This window comes from Enterobacter cloacae complex sp. 2021EL-01169, assembly GCF_020733125.1.
Classification (GTDB): Bacteria; Pseudomonadota; Gammaproteobacteria; order Enterobacterales; family Enterobacteriaceae; genus Enterobacter; species Enterobacter roggenkampii.
In genome coordinates this window covers 771,309-796,071 of record NZ_JAJFTC010000001.1, presented here as the reverse complement: position 1 = coordinate 796,071, position 24,763 = coordinate 771,309, and the positions used below count along the sequence as shown (strand labels likewise).

Below are 24,763 nucleotides of genomic sequence, written 5' to 3'. Positions count from 1 at the left end.
GGCTCCGGTGTCAACGCACCGGAGCCTTTATGTTACACTGCGCACCTGAACTTTTCCCTGTGGTGTGCCCGTGGCTCAAAACTCCGTATTTCTTCCTGAACAATTCCTGGCGCAGATGCGCGAGGCGCTTCCTTCTCACCTGTCGTTAGACGATTTTATCGCCGCCTGCCAGCGTCCGTTACGCCGCAGTATTCGCGTCAACACGCTGAAAATCAGCGTCGAGGATTTTCTGGCGCTGGTCGCGCCCTACGGCTGGCAGCTTACGCCGGTACCGTGGTGCGCTGAGGGGTTCTGGATCGAGCGCGATGACGAAGACGCCGTGCCGCTGGGAAGCACCGCTGAACATCTGAGCGGCCTGTTCTATATCCAGGAAGCCAGCTCGATGCTGCCGGTGGCAGCCCTGTTCGCCGATGGCAATTCGCCTGAACGCGTAATGGATGTGGCCGCGGCGCCTGGCTCAAAAACCACGCAGATTGCCGCCCGTATGGGTAACCGGGGCGCGATCCTCGCCAACGAGTTTTCCGCCAGCCGCGTGAAGGTATTGCATGCCAACATCAGCCGCTGCGGTATTCATAACGTTGCCCTGACGCACTTCGACGGCCGCGTGTTTGGCGCCGCCCTGCCGGAAGCCTTCGACGCCATTCTGCTGGACGCTCCCTGCTCCGGTGAAGGGGTGGTGCGTAAAGATCCCGATGCGTTAAAGAACTGGTCCGTGGAAAGCAACCTTGAGATCGCCGCCACGCAGCGGGAGCTGATCGAGAGCGCATTCCATGCCCTTCGCCCAGGCGGCACGCTGGTCTATTCAACGTGTACCTTAAACCGCGATGAAAACGAAGACGTCTGCCTGTGGCTGAAAGCGCAATACCCGGATGCGGTCGAATTCCTGCCGCTTAACGATCTGTTCGCCTCGGCACAGGAGGCGATTACGCCGGAGGGTTTCCTCCACGTATTCCCGCAGATTTACGACTGCGAAGGCTTCTTTGTGGCACGTCTGCGTAAAACGCAGGCGGTTGCTCCCCTGCCCGCACCCAAATTCAAGGTCGGCAACTTCCCGTTTGTCCCCCTCAAAGGTCGCGATGCAGCACAGCTTGTCGCCGCCGCCGAAAAGGTTGGCCTGATCTGGGATGAGAGCCTGCACCTCTGGATCCGTGATAAAGAGGTATGGCTGTTCCCGGCTGAGATCGAACCGCTCATCGGAAAGGTCCGTTTTTCCCGAATTGGGATCCGCCTGGCGGAAGTGCATAATAAAGGCTATCGCTGGCAGCATGAGGCCGTCATCGCCCTTGCCGGGCACGAGAATGCCTTTGCCCTGACGCATCAGGAAGCCGAAGAGTGGTACCGTGGTCGCGATGTCTACCCTGACAGCACGCCATCAGGCGATGAAGTGATCGTGACGTATCAGGGATACCCGCTCGGGCTGGCAAAAAAAGTCGGTTCACGACTGAAAAACAGCTATCCGCGCGAGCTGGTCCGGGATGGACGACTGTTTACCGGTAACGATCGCACGGCCTGAAAAAAAGCGCATTTTTTTACTGGCGATTTTGCTCTCCTTGTCTACGATCAAAAATGGGTGGCCGTACTGGTCATACCAGATTTTGACAACCGACCCGGAGAGCACTATGACGAAAACCAGCGTGCGTATTGGCGCTTTTGAGATCGACGACGCAGAACTGCGCGGCGAAGCGCAAGGCGATCGAACGTTAAGTATTCCCTGCAAATCCGACCCGGATTTGTGCATGCAGCTCGATGCATGGGATGCAGACACCAGCGTCCCGGCAATACTTGATGGCGAACATTCTGTTCTTTACCGTGAGCATTACGATAGTAAAACCGATGCCTGGGTCATGCGTCTTGCCTGACCTAAAGAGAACCCGCCCGAAGGCGGGTTATTTATTACTGCAGCTGCGCCAGCGTAAAGTAACCGTCAAATACGGCGCCCGTATCAATGTAGTGGAGATTGTCAAAATCATACCTTCTGTCGACGGGCGTATGTCCGAACCAGAAATGATCCGCACCGCTAATGCCCTGCCCTTTACCCACCATAAACCCCATCAACCGATCGCGATCCCATAAAACGCGCTGGGCGCTCACCGGTTTTTGCCAGCGGTATTCCGCTGCCGGATAATCCGCATGGGCAATCACGTTCAGACCGTTCGCACAGGTTATCTCGATGATATGCGGTAAATCGTGACAGGCCTCAAGCAACGACAGCGCAAGCTGTTGCTGGTCCCGTTCAAGTTGCCTGAACCATATTCCGCCATTCATTGTCCAGAGTGAAAAATCGTTATTATCCAGACTGTCGAGCGCCATTTGCTCATGGTTGCCCCGGACGGCACGAAACCATTTTTCATTGATAAGCTGTAATGATTTAACGCTGTCCGGACCGCGATCGATCATATCCCCAACGGAAATAAGCAAATCCTCATACGGATTAAAATGACGGCGTTTAAGCTCATCCATAAGCCGCTGATAACAGCCATGTATATCGCTGACAACCCAGACGTGACGCCACTTTCGACCATCTATTCGCTCATACATAGAACCTCCCACAAGAGAGTGTAGCTGCAGCTAGCATATGCGCAGGGAAGCTCCGCTGGAGCGCTTTTCATAAAGTTAAACAAACAGTAAACTAAGGATAAATAAATATTTCACCAGTATTAATACACTTTTGCATACCCCTAAAATATGCATTGCATAAACTTTGAGGTCTTTCCGTGTCAAATAAGCGCCTGCAAGAAGATGCGCCACATTCGCATCGTACCCATATCATTTCCGAACTGGTGAAAGGTAAACTCGTTCCAGGTCCTATCTGGCAAAAACGCGAGTACCGTCTCAAATTTCTGTTACGTTCACTGCTGTTCTGGTCTTCCACGCATCGCATGCTCGATGCACTGGCTCGCCGCAACGATTTCGACCAGCTGCTGGCTTCGCAAATCACCCTGCCGAGCAAAACGCATCGCCAGTATCTCATGCGGGGGATGAATGCCAACGCACGGGCCAATGCCATCATCACCCATTATCAGTGGATTGACTCCCTGAGAGATGCCGGGCTAATCGCCGCCTTAACCGGGCCGCAAGAACAATCCATTGTTGAGTTTCATGCTAAAGATGGCGTGAGCTATAACGTTAATGCCATGAACGCCAGTAAAGCAGAGCGTGAGGGCGAGTGTACGCTGTGGCTGCGTGATAACGAAAATACCCTGCTTGCGAGCGTGACGTTTTGCGTTACGCGTGAAAACGGAGAATATGCGCTGGTGATTGGGGGTCTTCAGGGCCCGCGCCGCAGCGTATCCCGCGATGTGATCAAACAGGCGACCCGTGCCTGCCATGGTCTTTTCCCGAAACGCGTGTTGATGGAAGTGCTTTGCCAGCTTGCAACCCTCTCCGGCATGAAAGCCATTTACGCAGTCAGCGATGAAGGGCATATCTTCCGCGCGCTGCGCTATCGTCTGAGTAAAGGTCGTCATTTCCATGCCAGCTACGACGAGTTTTGGGCTTCTATTGACGGTCAAAAACGCTCGACCTTCAGTTGGCAGCTCCCGCTGCATATGGAGCGCAAATCCCTTGAAGAAATTGCCAGTAAAAAACGCGCTGAATACCGCCGTCGCTTTGAGCTGCTTGATGAAATTGAGGCGTCGGTTAAATCGCACTTTTAGACCCCGCACGCGCTTTGTTGAATTGCACACGAAAATTTAACAAAACAGGCAAAAAGGGCTGGACTACAGCATGCCGTAGTGTGTTATGTTTTAACCAGACGTACAGGACGTGCGTTGCAGAAGTGAGACAACGAGAGGATTAGTCTTTTACTTTCATGCAGATAAAAAGAGACCGAATACGATTCCTGTATTCGGTCCAGGGAAATGGCTCTTGGGAGAGAGCCGTGCGCTAAAAGTTGGCATTAATGCAGGCTAAGTCGCCTTGCCTTTTAAGAATAGATGACGACGCCAGGTTTTCCAGTCCACAGCTAAAGCGGTCGGAAAAAAAGCGCCAGAGCATCATAAAATGTGAAAAACCGCAGTGCTTTCGCAAGCATCTGCGGTTTTTTATTGGAAACCTGAACGTTAGCAGAGCTTGTCGGCGCGCTCGATAAACGGGGCCAGGCTCATTTTCTGTCCCGGATTCGCCGGGTCATCGATCTGAATGATGCTAATCGGCTGGCCGCTGCTCTTGCCGCTGGCCACCTGCTGCTCGGCGGTTTCATTTAACGGGTATTGCACCAGCGTGCTCGGGTTAATCGCGTACAGCGCATGGCCCGGACGGCAGGTCAGCATCACCTCTTCGCGGTTGAACGCCCATTTGTCCTTACCCACTTCAAAACGGCTGACGGTGATAACCTGCGGTGCGGCAAACGCGCTCCCCGTGCAGGCCAGCAATATGAGAGAAAGTACTGTCTTTTTCATATGATATTTAACCTTGTCAGAAGGGTTCCCAGGTGGCGAACAGACTGACCGTTGCCAGTACCAGCGCCCCCAGCACCACTTCTGCCTGTGTCATCCTGATAAAAATCTGTTGTGCTCGCCCGGTCTCCGGACGAAACCGTGGCACCAGAAAATACCGATTTGCCAGCGCAATTACCACCATCAACGCCACCAGCGCACATTTGAACAACAAAAACTGCACGTAGTCAGCCTGCCAGGGAATATGGACGCCCAGTATCATGAGCGCATTGATCGCTCCGCTGAGCAGCACGCCCGCGACCGCATAATGGCCCACGCGCGAGAAGCGCATCATGGTATAGATGGCGGCATTCTGCCAGCGCCCTTTCGCCAGACGCATGCAGAACAGCAGGGGCAGTAATCCGCCAAGCCAGGTAGCAGCACAGATCAGGTGAAAAGCGTGATTAAGGCGCTGCAACGCCCCCATCGGACCGTCGTTCATCGCCGCGTGCCCTACCCCCGCCAGCAGGATAAGCTGCCCCATGGCGAGCAGCAGCAGCCGCGAACCTTTCAGCGGCGCGAGCCATGCTGCAGCGACCGTCATCGCAGCGAGAATCATTTGCCACAGCCAGACGCCGCCAAACTGTGTCCTCATTACGCCGGACCAGACCTGTGGGGCAAATACATCGCCCCAGCCGTTACCCATCTGCCCGCCCTGAAGCATAAACATCAGGAGTGCAGCCGCCAGGCTCACAAAAGCCGCCACTTTCTGCTGCAGCTGGAAACGTCGGCACATCAGCCGCTGGAGAGAGGAAGGCGCAAACCAGACGCTGTAAAGCGCGTTGCCAAAAATCAGCATCAGCGCCCCGAAATGGATAAAGCGCAACCCGATATAACACAGCGCCAGCATGCTATTTCACGCTAAAGTGATAGCTACCTTTGGTTTTATGACCGTCTACAGAGACGACATGCCACTCTACCTGGTACGTCCCTGGCGTCAGCGTTTGGTCCAGCGGAACGGTGAGCTGCGCCTTGTTCTTTTCGTCGCGCGTGGCGGTTCCCGTTTTGATGACCTGCTTTTGCGCATCCGTCACCACCACACCGCTAAATCCCGGTTCGATGCCTTCTGAAAAATTCAGCGTAAGTGCCTGCGGAGCGCTCACCACGCTGTCCGCTGCCGGGATCGGCTGCTTAAGGTGCGCATGCGCCAGCACGGAGGGGGTCATCATTGTAGAGGCCAGAAAAACCAGTGCGCATACCGCGCGGGAAGCGGAGAAACCCATCGCAATCATTCCTTTTTGTTATGTCTGTATGCTAAAGAATAACGCTGTATAATAAACGAGTCGAGGATCATCCTGCCTCCGCTTGTCATCGTCGTGCAATCGCGGTAACGTTGCCGCCGCATAAAAAGGAGAAGGTAATGAAGATCAATCTGGCCGCCCTTCCACAGGACGAGATGGATAAAGTGAATGTCGATCTCGCTGCCGCTGGCGTCGCGTTTAAAGAGCGTTACAACATGCCTGTCGTGGCTGAAGTCGTTGAACGGGAACAGCCCGCCCATCTGCGCGACTGGTTTCGCGAAAGACTCATCGCCCACCGTCTCGCCTCGGTCAACCTCTCCCGTTTACCGTACGAACCTAAAGTTAAATAAGCTTAACGAGCCGTTACACTTCCTTACGCTGAATCTGGCAGGATAAGAAAACCCTGATAAATTTAGGTGTATTCTTAAATCCCTGCGACTCAGTGTATAAGGAAGTCACGATGTCACATTGGAATATAGCGGCGGCCCAGTATAGCGGGCAGCATCAGAGTGTCGATGACCATATCACGCACCACCTGCGCTTCATCGCCGAAGCAGCACGGCAGGGGTGCGATCTGCTGGTGTTTCCTGAACTGTCATTAACAGGCTCGGGAACGACGACGTTACCTCTCCCACCCGGCGATGCCCAGCTGGAACCGCTGCTCGACGCGGCGCATCGTTACCGGATAACCGTGATTGCCGGGCTCCCCGTGGAGCGGGATGGTCAGCGCCAGAAAGGTCTCGCGCTCTTCACCCCCGCTCGTCAACGCATCCTTCGCTACCCGCAAGGTGGCGGAGCCAGCCTGGTGCCGGGAGAGAAACAGCTCAGCATTATTGATGCGCATGCCGATTCCCCCAATCTCGATCCCAGAGCGTCGCTGTTTACCAGTTGTCAGTCAGTGGAGGATAACCGCTGGCGGCAGTCCATCAGTACCCTGCAGCGCTTCGCGCATAAATATGCCATAGCGGTGCTGATGGCGAACGCCTGCGGCGGTAGCGCGCTGTGGGATGAAAAAGGCCAGCTGATCGTTCGCGCGGATAAGGGCGAGCTGCTGTTGACCGGCACGCTCGGCGGAGAGGGTTGGCAAGGCGATATCATTCCTTTAGGCTAGGCGTTTTAAGCTCAGGAGAGTTCAATGCTGCGCGTCATCGATACCGAAACTTGCGATCTTCAGGGCGGAATTGTGGAAGTGGCCTCTGTCGACGTGGTTGATGGTAAAATCGTCAACCCAATGAGCCATCTGGTGCGTCCTGACCGCCCCATCAGCCCTCAGGCGATGGCAATCCATCGCATTACCGAATCGATGGTGGCGGACAAGCCGTGGATCGAAGAGATCATTACCCACTATTACGGTAGCCCGTGGTACGTCGCGCATAACGCCAGTTTTGACCGCCGGGTGCTCCCTGAGATGCCGGGGGAATGGATTTGTACTATGAAGCTGGCGCGTCGCCTCTGGCCGGGCATTAAATACAGCAACATGGCGCTGTACAAGTCCCGCAAGCTCAGCGTCCGCACGCCTGAGGGGCTTCATCATCACCGCGCCCTGTACGACTGCTATATCACCGCCGCGCTACTCATCGATATTATGAACACCTCAGGCTGGACGCCGGATGATATGGCGACCATCACCGGCCGTCCCGCGCTGCTGACCACGTTTACCTTTGGTAAATACCGGGGCAGAGCGGTGTCGGATATTGCGGATAAAGACCCGGGCTATTTACGCTGGCTGTATAACAACCTCGACAAAATGAGCCCGGAACTGCGCCTGACGCTGAAACATTATCTGGGCGAAGCTTAACGCTCTGCACGGCCTGGCAGCGTCTCCTGCGCCAGGCCAATCAGGAAGGCATACTCCAGCGCCACCCCTTCATACGATTTAAATCGTCCCGATTTCCCGCCGTGTCCGGAATCCATGTCGGTACACAGCAGCAGCAGGTTGTCGTCGGTTTTCAGCTCCCGCAGTTTCGCCACCCATTTTGCCGGCTCCCAGTACTGCACCTGAGAGTCATGCAGACCGGTGGTGACCAGCATGTGGGGATAGGCTTTCGCCTCGACGTTATCGTAAGGGCTGTACGTTTTCATATAGCGATAGTAAATCTCATCCTGCGGATTCCCCCACTCTTCAAACTCCCCGGTCGTCAGCGGAATGGATTCATCGAGCATAGTCGTCACCACATCGACAAACGGCACCTGCGCGACAATCCCCTTAAAGCGTTCAGGACGCTGGTTGATAACCGCTCCCATCAGCATCCCGCCCGCGCTGCCGCCCATGCCAAAGCAGAGTTTCGGATCGCCATAGCCCTGATCAATCAGCGCATCGCAGACGTCGAGGTAGTCATTGAAGGTGTTTTTCTTTTTCAGGAATTTCCCGTCCTCATACCAGTGCTGCCCCAGCTCACCGCCGCCGCGAATATGGGCGATGGCGAAAACAAAGCCGCGGTCGAGCAGGCTTAAACGGCTGCTGCTGAAATCAGCATCCATGCTGGAGCCGTAGGAGCCGTAGCCGTACACCAGGATCGGGTTTTTGCCTTTCTGGAAATGGGCTTTGTGATAGACAAGCGAGACGGGGACCTCGACGCCATCCCGGGCGGTGACCCACAGGTGCTCGCTGCGGTAGTTTTCGGACTCAAACCCTTTAACCTCGGTCTGCTTTATCACCTGACGCTGCCCGGTATCCATGTCCAGCTCAAACAGGGTGTCCGGTGTGGTCATGGAAGAATAGCCGTAGCGCAGCCGCGAGGATTCAGGTTCCGGGTTGAAACCAATCCACGTCACATAGGCCGGGTCGTCGAATGCGATCCCCACCACTTCCCGCGTTTTACGGTTGATTTGCCGGATGCTGGTCAGCCCGCGCTGGCGCTCCTCCACCACCAGCCAGTCGGTGAACAGGGTAAACCCTTCCAGCATCACCTGATCCCGCGCGGGGATAAGCACCTCCCACTTGCGCTCATCGCGCACTTTGGTTTTATAGAGGCCAAAGTTTTTACCCTCGCGATTCGAGCGCAGATAAAAGCTGTGCTGGAAGTGATCCAGGCTGTACTCATGATCCTTTCGGCGCGGCAGGAAACAGAGCGGCTGGGCGTCGGGCAATTCGGCATCCAGCAGCAGGACTTCCGACGTCGTGGCGCTGGCCAGGAAGATGATCACATAATGGCGCGAAGAGGTTTTATGCAGGCTGACATAAAACGTTTCGTCTTTCTCTTCATAGACCAGCTCGTCGTCTGCGGAGTCCGTTCCGATGGTATGCCGCCATACCTGATAGGGCAGCAGCGTAGAGGCGTGCTTTTTGACGTAGTACACCGTCTCGGAATCATTCGCCCAGACAAAATCCGGGGAGACGTTTTCCAGCATTTCCGGATACCAGTTGCCGGTGTCCAGATTGCGAAAACGCAGGCCGTACTGGCGACGGGAGAGATAATCCTCCGCCAGCGCCATCACGGCGTTATCCGGCGAAATGGACATGCCGCCCAGAGTATAAAACTCGCTGTGGGCCGCGCGTTGGTTGGCATCCAGCAGAATATCCCACGCATCCCATTCGGCGCTCAGGACCGACTGACGCTGGTAGATGGGATACTCGTTGCCGGGCTCATAAATATGGCGATAGCGATAGCCATTTTTGGTCCAGGGCGCGGAGATATCGCGCTGGGGAATACGCTGCACCATTTCATTCAGCAGCTGGTCCTGAAGCGTCTGCTGGCTGGACATGACCTTGCGGCCATAGTCGTTTTCCTCGTGCAGGTAGTCGAGCACCTCTGGCCGGGAGCGCGAATCGTCCCGTAGCCAGTAATAGTTGTCTATACGCGTATCGCCATGCGTGGTGATCGCATAAGGTATACGTCGGGCTTTCGGTGGCATGTCGTCATTCTTTTTCGTTTTACACCCTATAAGGTTGGCAAAACCCACGCATGATGCAAGCGAAACAGGGTCGCAACGGCGAGAACTATCCCTGTAACGCCTGTTTTTGTTCCCGAATATCCCGCTCAATGCCCTCACGCACGTCCTGCGGGATCTTCAGCGCGTCGCCAAGCGCATTCAGGTAGCTCCGCTCCATAAAGTGATCGATATCGATGGCGGCACAGCTGAGGAAATAGAGTTCAAGCGCCTCTTCCTCATTTTTCACGCTTTGCGCCAGACGCTGCGGATCCAGGGGCTGTTCGATGGCCTGCGCCACCAGCGCTCTGCCCTTCTCTTCGACGCCGGCTTCGCGCAGCTGCTGTTCGATCGCCAGCCGTTCCTTATCGTCGATATGTCCGTCACTTTTCGCGGCAAAAACCAGCGCCAGGATCAGCCGTTCAGTACGCAGATCCAGCGGCGAAGTATGTTCGCCATAATGCGGTTCGTCGCTGTGCGCGGTCCGGACCCTGTCCTTGTATTTATTCCACAGGACGGTGCCCGCAATGGCGCCCCCACCGGCCAGCAGCGCGCCTGTCCCGTACTTTGCCAGCAGCTTGCGCGAGGATTTATTCGCGACCAGCAGGCCAGCCAGCCCGCCGAGCGCCCCGGGTACCAGCAGTTTACTGAGGTCCCGCTCGCCGGAAGACGATGTTTTCTGCCCTAACAGTGATTGCAATTGATTTAGCCAGCCAGACATGATTTCCCTCACTTAACGGTGAATATGTTCCACAGCGTAAGCGAGCAGGCGTCAGGAAATGTCTGGGCGGGCTAAAGAAGCGCAAATTTCTTCTCCACTCGCCTGGCCGTGCACAAGACAGACGCAAACGTTTTCGTTTATACTGCCCGCAACTTTTTCAGGGGGATTGTTATGATTCGTTTAGGAACCGCGCTGCGACCTGCGGCGACGCGAGTGATGCTGTTGGGATCGGGCGAGCTGGGAAAAGAGGTCGCCATTGAGTGCCAGCGTTTAGGCGTGGAAGTCATTGCCGTAGACCGCTACGCTGATGCACCCGCCATGCACGTCGCCCATCGTTCTTATGTGATTAACATGCTGGACGGCGATGCCCTTCGCGAGCTGATTTCACGCGAGAAGCCTGATTTCGTTGTACCGGAAATTGAAGCCATCGCCACCGATACGCTGATTGCGCTTGAGCAGGAAGGCCAGCGCGTGGTGCCCTGTGCGAAAGCCGCAAAGCTGACCATGAACCGCGAAGGCATTCGTCGCCTGGCGGCAGAAGAGCTGGGATTGCCCACGTCGAGCTATCGTTTTGCTGGCGATAAAGCCGCATTCCTGCAGGCCGTTGAGGAGATTGGGTACCCGTGCATCGTTAAGCCGGTGATGAGCTCCTCCGGTAAAGGACAGAGCTTTATCCGCGGCAGCAGCACGGTGGACAAGGCGTGGGAGTACGCCCAGCAGGGTGGCCGCGCAGGCGCTGGTCGCGTGATCGTTGAAGGGGTGGTGAAGTTTGATTTCGAGATCACCCTGCTGACCGTCAGCGCCGTTGACGGCGTCCATTTCTGCGACCCGATTGGCCACCGCCAGGAAGATGGCGATTACCGCGAATCCTGGCAGCCGCAGCAGATGAGCGCCCTGGCGCTGGAGCGTGCGCAGGCGATCGCCCGTAAAACCGTCCTGGCGCTGGGCGGCTATGGCCTGTTTGGCGTGGAGCTGTTTGTGTGCGGCGATGAGGTGATCTTCAGCGAAGTCTCCCCTCGCCCGCATGACACCGGCATGGTCACGCTGATTTCGCAGGATCTCTCCGAGTTCGCCCTGCACGTGCGCGCCTTCCTCGGCCTGCCCGTCGGCGGTATCCGTCAGTACGGCCCGGCCGCCTCGGCGGTGATCCTGCCGCAGCTAACCAGCCAGAACGTTACGTTTGATAACGTTGACGCGGCGGTGGGTGCCGGGTTGCAGGTCCGTTTGTTCGGCAAGCCGGAGATCGACGGTACCCGTCGTCTTGGCGTGGCGTTAGCCACCGGAGATAACGTTGACGACGCCGTGGCGAGAGCGAAAGCGGCCGCAGCAAGCGTTAAGGTAACGGGATAAAAAAACGGGCCGAAAGGCCCGTTTTTCATGCGGCGAATGACTTACTGCTTCGCGCCTTCTACCGCTTCGCGAGCCAGTTTGGTGATGCGATCCCAGTCGCCCGCTTCCAGCGCATCCGCCGGAACCAGCCATGAGCCACCGATGCACAGCACGCTTTTCAGCGCCAGGTAGTCACGGTAGTTGGCAGGAGAGATACCGCCCGTCGGGCAGAAGCGTACCTGAGAGAATGGACCGGCAATCGCCTGCAGCGCTTTGGTGCCGCCGTTCGCTTCCGCCGGGAAGAATTTGAACTCTTTCAGACCGTAGTCCATGCCCAGCATCAGTTCAGAGACGGTGCTGATGCCCGGGATCAGCGGAATAGTGCCTTCGGTCGCGGCTTTCAGCAGCGACTCGGTCAGGCCCGGGCTGATGGCAAACTGTGCGCCCGCTTCGGTCACTTCAGCCAGCTGTTTTGCGTTCGTTACGGTACCCGCACCGATAATGGCGTCCGGCACTTCTTTGGCAATCGCGCGAATGGCATCCATCGCGCAGGCGGTACGCAGGGTCACTTCCAGAACGCGAACGCCGCCCGCAACCAGCGCTTTCGCCATCGGTACAGCGTGCTCCAGCTTGTTTACCACGATAACCGGCACGACAGGGCCAGTGGTCAGGATTGCTTCTGCACTTGTTTTCCAGTTTTTCATCAGAGTCTTCTCTCGCCAGATCGTTAAAATCAAGTCGTCTTAAAACGTAATACAGGTTGCGCCCTGCTCAGCACCGGAGAGGTTCTCACGCAGTGCGCCAAACATTTCGCGTCCTGTTCCCACGCGCGACGCGCTCAGGTCAGGAATATGGGGCTGACGTGCCGCCAGCTCGGCGTCATCCACCAGCAGGGTTAACTCGCCTGTCTGACCGTTAACGCGGATCATGTCACCGTCACGCACTTTCGCCAGCAGGCCGCCGTCGTACGCTTCCGGCGTCACGTGGATAGCTGATGGCACTTTACCTGAGGCGCCAGAGAGGCGTCCATCGGTCACCAGTGCAATTTTGAAACGGCGGTCCAATAATACACCAAGTGGTGGCATAAGTTTATGTAATTCTGGCATCCCGTTGGCTTTAGGGCCCTGATGACGCACCACTACCACGCAGTCTTTGTCGAGCAGACCGGCGTCAAAGGCAGGTAATACGTCGTGCTGGCTTTCAAATACCACCGCTGGCGCTTCGATAATCTGATTCTCTTCCGGTACGGCAGAGGTCTTCATTACCGCGCGACCGAGGTTACCGCTCAGCACCTTTGTGCCACCGTGAGGAGAGAAAGGTTTGTCGATGGTGGCGATAACCTGCGCATCAAGAGATGCGGTCGCCCCTTCGCGCCAGTCCAGCTCGCCGTTGTTCAGCCATGGCTCCTGGGTGTAGCGCTGCAGGCCAAAGCCCGCTACGGTGTTAACATCTTCATGCAGCAGACCGCCCTTCAGCAGCTCGCGCATGAGCAGCGGTACGCCGCCGGCGGCCTGGAAGTGGTTGATGTCCGCCGGACCGTTTGGATACAGGCGCGCCATCAACGGCACCACGGAAGAGATCTCGGAGAAGTCATCCCAGTTAATCAGAATGCCCGCGGCACGCGCCATGGCCACCAGGTGCATGGTGTGGTTGGTCGAACCGCCGGTGGCCAGCAGCGCGACAATCCCGTTGACGATAACTTTTTCGTCGACCATTTTGCCCATCGGCATCCATTCGTTGCCGTTTCCGGTCAGACGCGTGACCTGACGGGCCGCGGCCTCGGTCAGCGCCTTGCGCAGCGGTGCATCCGGCTGGATAAAGGACGAGCCCGGAAGCTGCATCCCCATAAACTCCACCACCATCTGGTTCGTGTTCGCGGTACCGTAGAACGTACAGGTGCCCGGCGCGTGGTAGGATGCAGCTTCCGCTTCCAGCAGCGCCTGACGATCTGCTTTTCCTTCCGCGTACAGCTGGCGAATGCGCACTTTTTCTTTGTTCGGCAGGCCGCTTGCCATTGGGCCCGACGGCACGAAGATCGCAGGCAGATGACCAAACGACAGCGCGGCCATCACCAGGCCCGGAACAATCTTGTCGCACACGCCGAGATAGAGCGCGCCATCAAACATGTTGTGTGACAGGCCCACCGCCGCGGACATGGCAATGACTTCACGGCTCAGCAGGGAGAGTTCCATACCGTCCTGACCCTGCGTCACGCCGTCGCACATGGCGGGTACCCCACCCGCCACCTGGCCGACCGCATTCACGCTGTGCAGCGCTTTACGGATGATATCCGGGTAAACCTCATAGGGCTGGTGCGCGGAGAGCATATCGTTATAGGCGGTAATGATGGCGATATTGTTACGCAACATGCTTTTCAGCGACGCTTTATCGTCAGGCTGGCAGGCGGCGAAGCCGTGCGCCAGGTTACCGCAGGCCAGCTGGGAACGGTGAACGGTGTTGCTCTTCGCCTGTTCAATCCGGGCGAGGTAGGCCGAACGGGTCTCTTTCGAGCGCTCAATAATGCGCTGTGTTACGCGTAACAATGTCGGATTCATAAAAGCTCCTCTCATTTATCTGTCCGGGCTCGGGAGTTTACAAAGTCGCTGGCAGTTGTTAACAACGCTGAAACGCTTGCTGTCCGGAGCTCAGGGGCAAAATCACTTCCGGCAGTGTAATAAAAAAAGCTCCGCGGGTGAATCCACGCGGAGCTTAAAAGTTGAAAATTGTGCCACGAGCTGTGTTAGATCATGTTACCGGTAAAATAACACTTTCGGGCTAGCGGATTATCTTACTCAAACTCGTTCCAGGAGCGGCCATCACGGGTGATCATTGCCACCGACGCGACAGGTCCCCATGTGCCCGCCTGATACGGTTTTGGCGCATCCTGATCGGCAGCCCAGGCTTCGGTGATGGAGTCGACCCATTTCCACGCCTCTTCCACCTCATCGCGACGCACGAACAGCGCCTGGATACCGCGCATGGTTTCCAGCAGCAGACGCTCGTAAGCATCGGCCAGGTGTGTCTGGTTGAAGGTTTCGGAGTAGCTCAGATCCAGCTTGGTGGTCTGCAGGTTGTGTTTATGATCCAGGCCCGGCACTTTGTTCAGGATCTGGATATCCACGCCCTCGTCCGGCTGCAGACGAATGGTCAGCTTGTTCTGCGGCAGCTCCTGCCAGGACTCTTTGAACAGGTTCAGTTCCGGGTTCTTAAAGTAGACTACCACTTCGGAACATTTCGCAGGCAGACGCTTACCGGTGCGCAGGTAGAACGGAACCCCCGCCCAGCGCCAGTCGTCGATGTCCACGCGGATGGCCACGAACGTCTCGGTGTTGCTGGACTTGTTCGCGCCCTCTTCTTCCAGGTAGCCAGGCACCTTTTTGCCTTGCGCAAACCCGGCGGTGTACTGGCCGCGAACGGTCTTCTCGCGAACGTTGGAGCGGTCGATGCGGCGCAGCGACTTCAGCACTTTCACTTTGGCGTCACGGATGCTGTCCGCCGTCAGGTCAGACGGTGGAGACATGGCAATCATGCACAGAATCTGCAGCAGGTGGTTCTGAATCATGTCGCGCATCTGACCGGCCTGGTCAAAGTAACCCCAGCGACCTTCAATCCCCACCTCTTCCGCCACGGTGATTTCCACGTGGTCGATGGTGCGGTTGTCCCAGTTGTTCACAAACAGGGAGTTAGCAAAACGCAGCGCCAGCAGGTTCAGCACCGTCTCTTTACCGAGATAATGGTCGATACGGTAGACCTGGCACTCTTCAAAGAACTCACCTACCTGGTCGTTGATTTCACGCGAGGTTGCCAGGGACGTGCCCAGCGGCTTCTCCATCACGACGCGCGCCGGTTTGGCGTTCAGTTTGGCTTCGCCCAGGCCTTTGCAGATGGCGCCGAAGGTGCTTGGCGGCATGGCGAAATAGTTAATGGTGACACGGTTTTTCTGATCCAGCATCGCGCCCAAGCGAGCGAATGCGCTGACGTCATTCACGTCAAGGTTGCAGAAATCGAGACGACCGCTCAGGGTATCCCACAAACTTTCATCAATTTTTTCCTTCATAAAAGTTTCGAGCGCCTCGCGGACGACTTTGGTATAAGCGTCCTTGTCCCAGTCGGCGCGCCCAACACCCAGGATACGGGTATCCGGATGAATTTGGCCCGCTTTCTCCAGTTGATACAGGGAAGGCAGCAATTTTCGGCGTGCAAGATCGCCTTTCGCGCCGAAAATGACCAGGTCACATGCCTGGGCTGTTTGCGTTACCGCCATGTCATTCTCCTCAGTTGGATCACCTGGTACTTCTGCCAGGTATCGTTGTAATTTTATTACAATGCACTGTACTGCTTTTACGTCATTCCCGAAACCATTAGCGCTTATCGTCGCGTGCGATACCGCGATTTTTCACCCATCGGATGATTTCGACGGCTTAATGACGCAACAACCGTCGTTTCTTTGCGCAACAGGGTCATAGCAAAACCCGACATCGATCAAGTAATGAAAAAAAACAACAACATTATCTCGTCGATTGTTACCCTTAATGGAAGCCACAGGGGTAATATCGGCTAAATCAAATCACGATTTCATCAATTAATGAAATCGTTTACACCCATGAGCGTCCTGTTAACATGAACATGCTGGAAAAAATCCAGTTTCAACTGGAACACCTTAGCAAATCCGAGCGAAAAGTGGCCGAGGTCATTCTCGCCTCTCCCGCTCAGGCGATTCATTCAAGCATCGCCGCTCTGGCACAGGAAGCGGGTGTTAGCGAACCCACGGTCAATCGCTTCTGCCGCAGCCTGGAAACGCGCGGCTTCCCTGATTTTAAACTGCATCTGGCACAAAGTCTGGCTAACGGCACCCCTTATGTTAATCGTAATGTGGATGAAGACGACAGCGTTGATGCCTATACCGCGAAAATTTTTGAGTCGGCCATGGCTTCGCTTGACCACGTCCGTCAGTCTCTGGACATGAGTTCCGTGAATCGCGCAGTGGATTTACTCACCCAGGCCAAGCGAATTGCCTTCTTTGGGCTCGGGTCGTCGGCGGCCGTCGCGCATGACGCCATGAACAAATTTTTCCGCTTTAACGTCCCGGTGATTTATTCCGATGACATTGTCCTGCAACGCATGAGCTGTATGAATTGCAGTGAAGATGACGTCGTGGTACTGATTTCGCATACTGGCCGCACTAAGAGTCAGGTAGAACTGGCGCAGCTGGCCCGTGAAAACGATGCCATGGTGATTGCGCTGACCACGGCGGGCACACCGCTGGCCCGTGAGGCGACGCTGGCGATCACTCTCGACGTGCCGGAAGACACCGACATTTATATGCCAATGGTCTCCCGACTGGCCCAGCTCACCGTGATTGACGTGCTGGCGACCGGTTTTACCTTACGCCGGGGGGCAAAATTCCGGGATAACTTGAAGCGGGTCAAGGAAGCGCTGAAGGAATCGCGTTTTGATAAAGAATTGCTTATAAAGAGCGATGTTCGATAGTTGATAACGAAGACGTCACGAATAATGACGAAGTACCGATTTACGGCATTCGGTCCCCTCTCCACTGCCTTGCAGCAGATGAAGGCCGATTCAATGTTCACGCAACACCAAAGTTGTTTCAGTCAACGGAGTATTACATGTCCAGAAGGCTTCGCAGAACCAAGATCGTAACCACCTTAGGCCCGGCCACCGATCGCGATAATAATCTCGAGAAAATTATCGCCGCTGGCGCCAACGTGGTGCGTATGAACTTCTCTCACGGTACGCCAGAAGACCATAAATTACGTGCCGATAAAGTGCGTGAAATCGCAGCTAAACTGGGCCGTCACGTTGCGATCCTCGGCGATTTGCAGGGTCCTAAAATCCGTGTTTCGACCTTTAAAGAGGGTAAAGTTTTCCTCAATATCGGCGACAAATTCCTGCTGGATGCCAACCTGGGCAAAGGCGAAGGCGATAAAGAGAAAGTCGGTATCGACTATAAAGGCCTCCCGGCTGACGTCGTACCTGGCGATATCCTGCTGCTTGACGACGGTCGCGTACAGCTGAAAGTGCTGGAAGTTCAGGGCATGAAAGTGTTCACCGAAGTCACCGTCGGCGGCCCGCTCTCCAACAATAAAGGCATCAACAAGCTGGGCGGCGGCCTCTCTGCGGAAGCGCTTACTGATAAAGATAAAGCGGATATTGTGACTGCTGCGCTGATCGGTGTTGACTACCTGGCCGTCTCCTTCCCGCGCTGCGGCGAAGATCTGAACTATGCGCGTCGTCTGGCGCGTGATGCAGGCTGCGATGCCAAAATCGTCGCCAAAGTTGAGCGTGCGGAAGCCGTTTGCGATCAGGATGCTATGGACGACGTGATCCTTGCCTCTGACGTGGTGATGGTTGCGCGTGGCGACCTGGGTGTGGAAATCGGCGACCCTGAGCTGGTGGGTATTCAGAAAGCCCTGATTCGTCGCGCACGTCAGCTGAACCGCGCGGTGATCACCGCCACTCAGATGATGGAATCGATGATCACCAACCCGATGCCAACCCGTGCAGAAGTGATGGACGTGGCCAACGCCGTGCTGGACGGTACCGATGCGGTAATGCTCTCTGCGGAAACCGCTGCGGGCCAGTATCCGGCAGAAACCGTGGCCGCCATGGCACGTGTTTGCCTGGGTGCTGAAAAGATCCCAAGCATCAACGTCTCTAAACACCGTCTGGACGTGCAGTTCGACAACGTTGAAGAAGCGATTGCGATGTCTGCAATGTATGCGGCAAACCATCTGAAGGGCGTTACCGCGATCATCACTATGACCGAATCTGGCCGCACCGCGCTAATGACCTCTCGTATCAGCTCGGGTCTGCCGATCTTCGCCATGTCCCGTCACGAACGTACGCTGAACCTGACGGCGCTGTACCGCGGCGTGACGCCGGTACATTTCGACAGCACCAATGACGGCGTGGCCGCGGCGCACGATGCCGTAAACCTGCTGCGCGACAAAGGCTATCTGGTCTCTGGTGATATCGTCATTGTGACCCAGGGCGATGTGATGAGCACCATCGGCTCAACCAACACCACGCGCGTTATGACCGTCGAGTAATAACGTCTCTGTTAAAAAGCCCTCTCCAGATGGAGAGGGCTTTTTTTATTTCGTTGGATAAAGCTCTTTGCGTTTATACGGCTCTTTTTCACCCGGCTTACGCGTTTTAAGCAGCTTCAGGATCCACGTGTACTGCTCGGCATGCGGCCCTACCAGGATCTCCACCTCTTCGTTCATCCGACGGGCAATGGTGTGGTCGTCAGCGGTCAGCAGATCGTCCATCGGCGGACGAACCTCAATGCTCAGGCGATGCGTTTTGCCGTCATAGACCGGGAACAGCGGGATCACGCGGGCACGACACACTTTCATCAGGCGGCCAATCGCAGGCAGCGTCGCTTTATAGGTCGCAAAGAAATCGACAAACTCGCTGTGCTCGGGGCCGTGGTCCTGATCCGGCAAATAGTAGCCCCAGTACCCCTGGCGTACCGACTGAATGAACGGCTTAATGCCATCGTTGCGCGCATGCAGGCGTCCGCCAAAACGACGACGCACCGTATTCCAGACAAAATCGAAGATTTTATTGCCCTGGTTATGGAACATTGCCGCCATCTTCTGGCCCTGAGAGGCCATCAGCATCGCCGGAATATCAACGCCCCAGCCGTGTGGGACAAGGAAAATGACTTTCTCGTCATTGCGGCGCATCTCCTCAATGATATCCAGCCCTTTCCAGTCAACGCGATCGACAATTTTCTCCGGCCCTTTCAGCGCCAGCTCCGCCATCATCGCCATGGCCTGCGGTGCGGTGGTATACATCTCATCAATGATTGCCTCGCGCTCGGCGTCGCTCTTTTCAGGAAAACAGTAATAGAGATTGATCTGCGCGCGACGGCGGGCACTCTTGCCTAAGCGCCCGGCAAGACGGCCAATTTTACCCAGAACAGGATCGCGGACGGAAGCCGGCAGCAACGCTATCCCCGCAAAGGCGTAGACACCGAGCCAGGCGCCCCAGTTGCGCGGATGGCGGAAGGATTTTTCAAACTCAGGAATGTATTCAATATTGTTTTTTTGGGTTTCCATGCTGGATCCAGGGTCTGATGACGCAAAATTAATTCAGATAGTGTAGCGAGGCAGTCGTCCGCGCACAAAAGAAAAAGCCGGCGTCAGGGTGCGCCGGCTTTTTTAACAAAAACAGAGGGCTTAGTCTAAGCTCAGCTGCGGCAACACCTCTTTCACCTGCGCCAGGTAATCCGTACGATCTTTACCCGTCAGGCCTTCGGTGCGCGGCAGTTTCGCCGTCAGCGGGTTCACGGCTTGCTGGTTGATCCACACTTCGTAGTGCAGGTGCGGGCCGGTAGAACGACCGGTATTACCGGAGATCGCAATACGGTCACCACGCTTCACCTTTTGTCCTGGTTTAACCAGCAGCTTACGCAGGTGCATATAGCGGGTCGTATACGTGCGACCATGACGTACCGCAACATAATATCCGGCTGCGCCGCTACGTTTGGCCACCACCACTTCGCCATCCCCAACCGCGAGTACCGGTGTGCCCTGCGGCATAGCAAAGTCAACGCCACGGTGCGGTGCGACGCGTCCGGTGACCGGGTTCAGACGACGCGGGTTAAAGTTGGAGGAGACGCGGAACTGTTTCGCCGTCGGGAAGCGCAGGAAGCCCTTTGCAAGGCCCGTACCGGTGCGGTCGTAGAACTTGCCGTCTTCGGCACGGATCGCGTAGTAATCTTTGCCCTCGGAGCGCAGACGCACGCCCAGCAGCTGGCTTTGCTCGCGCTTGCCGTCCAGCATTTCGCGGGACATCAGGACGGAAAACTCATCGCCTTTTTTCAGCTTGCGGAAATCCATCTGCCACTGCATGGCTTTGATCACCGAACTGATTTCAGCGCTGGTCAACCCTGCGTCGCGCGCGCTGGAGACAAAGCTTGCGCCCACGGTGCCTTTGAGAACGCTGTTGACCCAGTCGCCCTTCTGCATTTCGCTGGTCATTTTGAAACCGGTTGCCGTGCGATCGTAGGTGCGGGTTTCACGGCGGGACATTTCCCAGGTCAGACGCTGGAGATCGCCATCGGCCGTTAACGTCCAGGAGAGCTGTTGCCCAATTTTCAGGTTGCGAAGATCTTTATCTGCCGCCGCCAGCTGGCTGATATTGCCCATGTCGATACCGTACTGGTTCAGCACGCTGCTCAGCGTGTCACCGGTAGAAACTACATATTCGTGGATACCCGCTTCGTTCTCGGTTTTATCGTCCAGTTCATCCTGTGGAATGGCTTCATCTTCCTGAGCCGACTGGTCGATAGGCTCACTGGCTTCAGGCAGCAAAGAGCGGATTTCGCTCTTTTCAAGCTCGATGGTTTTGATGATAGGGGCAGAACTCGGGTGGTAAACATAGGGCCGCCAGACGGCGACCGCTAAGGTGAGTACTGTAAGCGACCCCAGCATGACGCGGTGGGGTCGAGGCAGATTGTTAAATGCCAGGGCGACAGAGCGGGCTATCTGTTGCACGTATTCACTTCCTCGTTAATCTCCTTTCAGGCAGCTCGCATACTGGTTCGCCAGTTGGCTGAGGAACTGCGAATAGCTCGCTTTGCTCAACTGGATATTCGTTCCTAGCGGGTCAAGGGTCCCCATGCGCACGGATGTCCCCCTGGCCACGGCTTCTACGACCGCTGGCCTGAACTGTGGCTCAGCAAAAACGCATGTCGCTTTTTGCTCAACCAGCTGTGTTCTGATTTCATGTAAACGCTGCGCACCAGGTTGAATTTCAGGGTTGACGGTAAAGTGCCCCAGCGGGGTCAAACCGTAGTGTTTTTCGTAATAGCCGTAGGCGTCATGAAAAACGAAATACCCTTTTCCTTTCAACGGTGCGAGCTCATTACCTACCTGCTTATCGGTTGCGGCTAATTGTGCCTCAAAATCTTTCAGGTTGGCGTCTAGTTTGGCTCGACTTTGCGGCATAAGTTCCACTAATTTGTCATGGATTGCAACCGCTGAAAGCCGCGCTATCTCTGGGGATAACCAAAGATGCATGTTGTACTCGCCGTGATGGTGATCTCCATCACCTTTTTCACCGTCGGCAGCATGATGGTCATGTTCATCGCCGTCGTCATCCGTCCCTTTCATGAGTAACGGTTTCACGCCTGGGAGGGCGGCAATCGCGACCTGTTTTTCGCCCGCCACCTGTTTTGCTGACTTCTGCATAAACGCTTCCATTTCCGGACCAATCCAGACAACTAAGTCCGCGTTTTGTAAGCGTTTTACGTCTGAAGGGCGCAGGGAGTAGTCATGCTCGGATGCACCATCCGGGAGCAGAACCTGAGTTTCTGTTACCCCGTCAGCAATGGCTGACGCGATAAACCCGAGTGGTTTAAGCGAAGCGACAACCGCAGCGTTAACATCTTGTGCGGTTGTGCCCCAAAGGGCAGCGGATAATGCTGCGAAAAGAAGCGTATTTTTATGTAACATAATGCGACTAATCATCGTAGTGAATGCGTGGAATGTGATATTATAACATTCGTTGACTTCTTCAAGCTTAAAATGACATGACGACATTGGTTTCTCTTGAAAATATTTCGGTCTCATTTGGCCAGCGCCGCGTCCTTTCTGACGTGTCGCTCGATCTGAAGCCCGGCAAAATTCTGACGCTGCTCGGCCCCAATGGCGCAGGCAAATCCACCTTGGTTCGCGTGGTGCTGGGTCTGGTCGCACCCGATGAAGGCGTGATCAAGCGTGAGGAAAAATTGCGTATCGGCTATGTGCCGCAAAAGCTTCACCTTGACGCCACGCTGCCGCTGACGGTGAGCCGTTTCCTGCGCCTGCGCCCCGGCACGCGTAAAGCCGATATTCTCCCGGCGCTGAAGCGCGTGCAGGCAGGCCATCTTGTCGATGCGCCGCTGCAAAAACTGTCCGGCGGTGAAACGCAGCGCGTATTACTTGCCCGTGCGTTGCTCAGCAGCCCGCAGCTGCTGGTGCTGGATGAGCCGACTCAGGGTGTAGACGTCAACGGCCAGGTCGCGCTGTACGATCTTATTGACCAGCTGCGCCGGGAACTGAACTGCGCGGTACTGATGGTATCCCACGACCTGCATCTGGTGATGGCAAAAACTGATGAAGTGCTGTGTCTCAACCACCATATCTGCTGCTCCGGCACGCCTGAAGTGGTCTCCATGCACCCGGAATTTATCTCCATGTTCGGCCCTCGCGGCGCTGAACAGCTCGGCATCTATCGCCATCATCATAATCACCGCCATGATTTGCAGGGACGAATCGTTCTGCGTCGGGGAAATGGACACTCATGATTGAACTGTTACTGCCCGGCTGGCTGGCCGGGATTATGCTTGCCTGCGCCGCGGGTCCACTCGGCTCGTTTGTGGTGTGGCGCAGAATGTCTTACTTCGGCGATACCCTGGCGCACGCGTCCCTGCTGGGCGTGGCTTTTGGCCTGCTGCTGAACGTCAACCCGTTCTATGCGGTGATTGTGGTCACGCTGCTGCTGGCGGCCGGTCTGGTCTGGCTGGAAAAACGCCCTCACCTCGCCATTGATACGCTGCTTGGCATCATGGCGCACAGCGCCCTGTCGCTGGGTCTGGTGGTGGTCAGCCTGATGTCCAATATCCGCGTGGATCTGATGGCCTACCTGTTCGGTGACCTGCTGGCCGTCACGCCTGACGATCTCATCGCTATCGCCATTGGCGTTGTGGTGGTGCTCGGGATTCTGCTCTGGCAGTGGCGTAACCTGCTGGCGATGACCGTCAGCCCCGATCTGGCGTTCGTCGATGGCGTGAAGCTGCAGCGCGTTAAGCTGCTGCTGATGCTGGTAACGGCGTTAACCATTGGCGTGGCGATGAAGTTTGTCGGCGCGCTGATTATTACGTCGCTGCTGATCATCCCTGCGGCTACGGCGCGTCGTTTTGCCCGTACGCCGGAGCAGATGGCCGGTGTCGCCGTAATTATCGGGATGATTGCGGTAACGGGTGGGCTAACCTTCTCGGCCTTCTATGACACGCCTGCGGGGCCGTCCGTGGTGCTGAGTGCGGCGGTGCTGTTTATCTTCAGTATGATGAAGAAGACCGCGCAGTAGCGGGTATGTCCCCGGTGGCGCTTCGCTTACCGGGGCTATAAATTATCGCTGCTTACGGCATTGCCGGTGGCGTAATGCCGAAATGATTCCACGCCCGCACCGTGGCCATACGTCCACGCGGGGTGCGCTGCAGGAAGCCCTGCTGGATCAGATACGGTTCAAGCACGTCCTCAATGGTTTCACGCTCTTCCCCGATTGCTGCCGCCAGGTTATCCAGCCCGACCGGCCCCCCAAAGAACTTGTCCAGCACCGCCAGCAGCAGCTTGCGGTCCATGTAGTCAAAACCTTCGGCATCAACGTTCAGCATATCCAGCGCCTGCGCGGCGATCTCAGCGGAGATCGAACCGTTGTGCTTCACCTCAGCAAAGTCACGCACGCGGCGTAGCAGGCGGTTGGCGATACGCGGCGTACCGCGGGAACGCTTCGCCACTTCAAACGCCCCCTCTTCGCTCATCTCCAGCCCCATATAGCGGGCGCTGCGGCCAACGATGTGCTGGAGATCGGCCACCTGGTAAAACTCCAGACGCTGCACGATACCGAAACGGTCGCGCAGTGGAGAGGTCAACGACCCGGCTCGCGTTGTTGCGCCAATCAGGGTAAACGGCGGCAGATCGATTTTGATGGAGCGTGCCGCCGGACCTTCACCAATCATGATATCCAGCTGATAATCTTCCATCGCCGGATAGAGCACCTCTTCCACCACCGGTGACAGACGGTGGATCTCATCGATAAACAGCACGTCATGCGGTTCGAGGTTGGTCAGCATGGCCGCCAAATCGCCCGCCTTCTCCAGCACCGGGCCGGAGGTGGTGCGCAGGTTCACGCCCATTTCATTAGCGACGATATTCGCCAGGGTGGTTTTGCCTAAACCCGGCGGGCCAAAAATCAGCAGGTGATCGAGCGCATCGCCGCGCAGCTTTGCCGCCTGGATAAAAATCTCCATCTGGGAACGAACCTGCGGCTGGCCAATGTACTCATCAAGCAGTTTTGGGCGAATCGCGCGATCCACCACATCCTCTGCCTGAACAGTGCCTGCCGAAACCAGGCGGTCTGCTTCAATCATC

At 56.2% G+C, this 24,763-nt stretch carries 24 protein-coding genes; 11 read left to right on the top strand and 13 right to left on the bottom strand.

Annotated features, from left to right (window positions below; translation table 11 throughout):
* Window positions 1-70 precede the first annotated feature (70 nt).
* Together rsmF and LLF79_RS03670 are read left to right on the top strand one after the other, a co-directional pair.
* Complete coding sequence (gene rsmF, locus LLF79_RS03675) at window positions 71-1,513, top strand: 16S rRNA (cytosine(1407)-C(5))-methyltransferase RsmF (protein WP_227879106.1); 1,443 nt, start codon at window positions 71-73, stop codon at window positions 1,511-1,513.
* A 106-nt stretch (window positions 1,514-1,619) separates the two neighbouring features.
* Window positions 1,620-1,859: a YebV family protein gene (locus LLF79_RS03670; RefSeq protein ID WP_008500472.1), complete on the top strand. Its 240-nt coding sequence runs from the start codon at window positions 1,620-1,622 to the stop codon at window positions 1,857-1,859.
* Between the two features lie 34 nt (window positions 1,860-1,893).
* On the opposite strand, the gene pphA is transcribed toward LLF79_RS03670, so the two are convergent.
* Entirely contained in the window at window positions 1,894-2,538 is a 645-nt protein-coding gene (pphA, locus tag LLF79_RS03665) for a protein-serine/threonine phosphatase (protein WP_227879105.1), read from the bottom strand.
* Window positions 2,539-2,714: 176 nt separating this feature from the next.
* On the opposite strand from pphA, the gene LLF79_RS03660 reads away from it, so the two are divergent.
* The gene (locus tag LLF79_RS03660; protein WP_227879104.1) at window positions 2,715-3,656 is read left to right on the top strand and encodes a VirK/YbjX family protein; all 942 of its coding nucleotides are present in this window, start codon (window positions 2,715-2,717) and stop codon (window positions 3,654-3,656) included.
* 405 nt (window positions 3,657-4,061) lie between these two features.
* On the opposite strand, the gene LLF79_RS03655 is transcribed toward LLF79_RS03660, so the two are convergent.
* Genes LLF79_RS03655 through yobA form a run of 3 tightly spaced genes read right to left on the bottom strand, consistent with a single transcriptional unit; the run spans window position 4,062 to window position 5,659 of the window.
* A complete protein-coding gene (locus tag LLF79_RS03655; RefSeq protein WP_008500468.1) occupies window positions 4,062-4,400 on the bottom strand; it encodes a YebY family protein in 339 nt (112 codons plus the stop codon).
* Between the two features lie 16 nt (window positions 4,401-4,416).
* Entirely contained in the window at window positions 4,417-5,286 is an 870-nt protein-coding gene (copD, locus tag LLF79_RS03650) for a copper homeostasis membrane protein CopD (protein ID WP_063435833.1), read from the bottom strand.
* 1 nt (window position 5,287) lies between these two features.
* Window positions 5,288-5,659: a CopC domain-containing protein YobA gene (gene yobA / locus LLF79_RS03645; protein ID WP_069598484.1), complete on the bottom strand. Its 372-nt coding sequence runs from the start codon at window positions 5,657-5,659 to the stop codon at window positions 5,288-5,290.
* Window positions 5,660-5,796: 137 nt separating this feature from the next.
* Between yobA and LLF79_RS03640 the strand changes: the two genes are divergently transcribed.
* From LLF79_RS03640 to exoX, 3 genes are all read left to right on the top strand, one after another.
* Window positions 5,797-6,027, top strand: a complete 231-nt coding sequence (locus LLF79_RS03640; RefSeq protein WP_008500465.1) for a DNA polymerase III subunit theta — start codon at window positions 5,797-5,799, stop codon at window positions 6,025-6,027.
* A gap of 110 nt (window positions 6,028-6,137) precedes the next feature.
* Window positions 6,138-6,788, top strand: coding sequence for a carbon-nitrogen hydrolase family protein (locus tag LLF79_RS03635; protein ID WP_008500464.1), 651 nt, complete (start codon window positions 6,138-6,140; stop codon window positions 6,786-6,788).
* Window positions 6,789-6,812: 24 nt separating this feature from the next.
* Window positions 6,813-7,475 (top strand): exodeoxyribonuclease X, encoded by a 663-nt coding sequence (exoX, locus tag LLF79_RS03630; protein ID WP_227879103.1) that lies wholly within the window; start codon window positions 6,813-6,815, stop codon window positions 7,473-7,475.
* Here exoX and ptrB read toward each other — a convergent pair.
* Window positions 7,472-9,532 (bottom strand): oligopeptidase B, encoded by a 2,061-nt coding sequence (gene ptrB / locus LLF79_RS03625; RefSeq protein WP_023293953.1) that lies wholly within the window; start codon window positions 9,530-9,532, stop codon window positions 7,472-7,474. The genes exoX and ptrB overlap by 4 nt on opposite strands.
* Before the next feature lie 85 nt (window positions 9,533-9,617).
* Entirely contained in the window at window positions 9,618-10,268 is a 651-nt protein-coding gene (locus LLF79_RS03620) for a tellurite resistance TerB family protein (protein WP_021240435.1), read from the bottom strand.
* Between the two features lie 171 nt (window positions 10,269-10,439).
* Between LLF79_RS03620 and purT the strand changes: the two genes are divergently transcribed.
* Window positions 10,440-11,618, top strand: coding sequence for a formate-dependent phosphoribosylglycinamide formyltransferase (purT, locus tag LLF79_RS03615; RefSeq protein WP_025910065.1), 1,179 nt, complete (start codon window positions 10,440-10,442; stop codon window positions 11,616-11,618).
* A 41-nt stretch (window positions 11,619-11,659) separates the two neighbouring features.
* Here the strand turns inward: purT and kdgA are convergent, their stop codons facing one another.
* From kdgA to zwf, 3 genes are all read right to left on the bottom strand, one after another.
* The gene (gene kdgA / locus LLF79_RS03610) at window positions 11,660-12,301 is read right to left on the bottom strand and encodes a bifunctional 4-hydroxy-2-oxoglutarate aldolase/2-dehydro-3-deoxy-phosphogluconate aldolase (RefSeq protein WP_008500459.1); all 642 of its coding nucleotides are present in this window, start codon (window positions 12,299-12,301) and stop codon (window positions 11,660-11,662) included.
* A 39-nt stretch (window positions 12,302-12,340) separates the two neighbouring features.
* Complete coding sequence (gene edd / locus LLF79_RS03605) at window positions 12,341-14,152, bottom strand: phosphogluconate dehydratase (protein WP_023325516.1); 1,812 nt, start codon at window positions 14,150-14,152, stop codon at window positions 12,341-12,343.
* A gap of 233 nt (window positions 14,153-14,385) precedes the next feature.
* The gene (gene zwf, locus LLF79_RS03600; protein ID WP_008500457.1) at window positions 14,386-15,861 is read right to left on the bottom strand and encodes a glucose-6-phosphate dehydrogenase; all 1,476 of its coding nucleotides are present in this window, start codon (window positions 15,859-15,861) and stop codon (window positions 14,386-14,388) included.
* Window positions 15,862-16,217: 356 nt separating this feature from the next.
* On the opposite strand from zwf, the gene LLF79_RS03595 reads away from it, so the two are divergent.
* Both LLF79_RS03595 and pyk read left to right on the top strand, forming a co-directional pair.
* The gene (locus tag LLF79_RS03595) at window positions 16,218-17,087 is read left to right on the top strand and encodes a MurR/RpiR family transcriptional regulator (protein WP_008500456.1); all 870 of its coding nucleotides are present in this window, start codon (window positions 16,218-16,220) and stop codon (window positions 17,085-17,087) included.
* Between the two features lie 137 nt (window positions 17,088-17,224).
* Window positions 17,225-18,667 carry a pyruvate kinase gene (pyk, locus tag LLF79_RS03590; protein ID WP_008500455.1) on the top strand — a complete coding sequence of 481 codons (1,443 nt, stop codon included), beginning with the start codon at window positions 17,225-17,227 and terminating at the stop codon, window positions 18,665-18,667.
* A gap of 45 nt (window positions 18,668-18,712) precedes the next feature.
* Here the strand turns inward: pyk and lpxM are convergent, their stop codons facing one another.
* The 3 genes from lpxM to znuA all read right to left on the bottom strand — a co-directional run bounded on the left by lpxM (window position 18,713) and on the right by znuA (window position 22,084).
* On the bottom strand, window positions 18,713-19,684 hold the full coding sequence (gene lpxM / locus LLF79_RS03585) for a lauroyl-Kdo(2)-lipid IV(A) myristoyltransferase (protein WP_008500454.1): 972 nt from the start codon (window positions 19,682-19,684) through the stop codon (window positions 18,713-18,715).
* Between the two features lie 120 nt (window positions 19,685-19,804).
* Window positions 19,805-21,124, bottom strand: a complete 1,320-nt coding sequence (gene mepM, locus LLF79_RS03580) for a murein DD-endopeptidase MepM (RefSeq protein ID WP_008500453.1) — start codon at window positions 21,122-21,124, stop codon at window positions 19,805-19,807.
* A gap of 15 nt (window positions 21,125-21,139) precedes the next feature.
* The gene (gene znuA, locus LLF79_RS03575; RefSeq protein WP_025910050.1) at window positions 21,140-22,084 is read right to left on the bottom strand and encodes a zinc ABC transporter substrate-binding protein ZnuA; all 945 of its coding nucleotides are present in this window, start codon (window positions 22,082-22,084) and stop codon (window positions 21,140-21,142) included.
* Window positions 22,085-22,161: 77 nt separating this feature from the next.
* Here znuA and znuC point away from each other — a divergent pair, with 77 nt between their 5' ends.
* Complete coding sequence (gene znuC / locus LLF79_RS03570) at window positions 22,162-22,917, top strand: zinc ABC transporter ATP-binding protein ZnuC (RefSeq protein ID WP_023344425.1); 756 nt, start codon at window positions 22,162-22,164, stop codon at window positions 22,915-22,917.
* Window positions 22,914-23,699: a zinc ABC transporter permease subunit ZnuB gene (znuB, locus tag LLF79_RS03565; protein WP_021240439.1), complete on the top strand. Its 786-nt coding sequence runs from the start codon at window positions 22,914-22,916 to the stop codon at window positions 23,697-23,699. The genes znuC and znuB overlap by 4 nt, the downstream gene beginning before the upstream one ends.
* 52 nt (window positions 23,700-23,751) lie before the next feature.
* Here the strand turns inward: znuB and ruvB are convergent, their stop codons facing one another.
* Window positions 23,752-24,762, bottom strand: coding sequence for a Holliday junction branch migration DNA helicase RuvB (ruvB, locus tag LLF79_RS03560; RefSeq protein ID WP_008500449.1), 1,011 nt, complete (start codon window positions 24,760-24,762; stop codon window positions 23,752-23,754).
* Window position 24,763 lies beyond the last annotated feature (1 nt).

Excerpts from the sequence above, each read along its gene's own strand:
- LLF79_RS03670 (WP_008500472.1), top strand. The coding sequence starts at position 1,620 with ATGACGAAAACCAGCGTGCGTATTGGCGCTTTTGAGATCGACGACGCA.
- pphA (WP_227879105.1), bottom strand. The coding sequence starts at position 2,538 with ATGTATGAGCGAATAGATGGTCGAAAGTGGCGTCACGTCTGGGTTGTC.
- LLF79_RS03655 (WP_008500468.1), bottom strand. The coding sequence starts at position 4,400 with ATGAAAAAGACAGTACTTTCTCTCATATTGCTGGCCTGCACGGGGAGC.
- copD (WP_063435833.1), bottom strand. The coding sequence starts at position 5,286 with ATGCTGGCGCTGTGTTATATCGGGTTGCGCTTTATCCATTTCGGGGCG.
- yobA (WP_069598484.1), bottom strand. The coding sequence starts at position 5,659 with ATGGGTTTCTCCGCTTCCCGCGCGGTATGCGCACTGGTTTTTCTGGCC.
- LLF79_RS03640 (WP_008500465.1), top strand. The coding sequence starts at position 5,797 with ATGAAGATCAATCTGGCCGCCCTTCCACAGGACGAGATGGATAAAGTG.
- LLF79_RS03635 (WP_008500464.1), top strand. The coding sequence starts at position 6,138 with ATGTCACATTGGAATATAGCGGCGGCCCAGTATAGCGGGCAGCATCAG.
- exoX (WP_227879103.1), top strand. The coding sequence starts at position 6,813 with ATGCTGCGCGTCATCGATACCGAAACTTGCGATCTTCAGGGCGGAATT.
- ptrB (WP_023293953.1), bottom strand. The coding sequence starts at position 9,532 with ATGCCACCGAAAGCCCGACGTATACCTTATGCGATCACCACGCATGGC.
- LLF79_RS03620 (WP_021240435.1), bottom strand. The coding sequence starts at position 10,268 with ATGTCTGGCTGGCTAAATCAATTGCAATCACTGTTAGGGCAGAAAACA.
- purT (WP_025910065.1), top strand. The coding sequence starts at position 10,440 with ATGATTCGTTTAGGAACCGCGCTGCGACCTGCGGCGACGCGAGTGATG.
- kdgA (WP_008500459.1), bottom strand. The coding sequence starts at position 12,301 with ATGAAAAACTGGAAAACAAGTGCAGAAGCAATCCTGACCACTGGCCCT.
- edd (WP_023325516.1), bottom strand. The coding sequence starts at position 14,152 with ATGAATCCGACATTGTTACGCGTAACACAGCGCATTATTGAGCGCTCG.
- zwf (WP_008500457.1), bottom strand. The coding sequence starts at position 15,861 with ATGGCGGTAACGCAAACAGCCCAGGCATGTGACCTGGTCATTTTCGGC.
- LLF79_RS03595 (WP_008500456.1), top strand. The coding sequence starts at position 16,218 with ATGAACATGCTGGAAAAAATCCAGTTTCAACTGGAACACCTTAGCAAA.
- pyk (WP_008500455.1), top strand. The coding sequence starts at position 17,225 with ATGTCCAGAAGGCTTCGCAGAACCAAGATCGTAACCACCTTAGGCCCG.
- lpxM (WP_008500454.1), bottom strand. The coding sequence starts at position 19,684 with ATGGAAACCCAAAAAAACAATATTGAATACATTCCTGAGTTTGAAAAA.
- znuA (WP_025910050.1), bottom strand. The coding sequence starts at position 22,084 with ATGTTACATAAAAATACGCTTCTTTTCGCAGCATTATCCGCTGCCCTT.
- znuC (WP_023344425.1), top strand. The coding sequence starts at position 22,162 with ATGACGACATTGGTTTCTCTTGAAAATATTTCGGTCTCATTTGGCCAG.
- znuB (WP_021240439.1), top strand. The coding sequence starts at position 22,914 with ATGATTGAACTGTTACTGCCCGGCTGGCTGGCCGGGATTATGCTTGCC.
- ruvB (WP_008500449.1), bottom strand. The coding sequence starts at position 24,762 with ATGATTGAAGCAGACCGCCTGGTTTCGGCAGGCACTGTTCAGGCAGAG.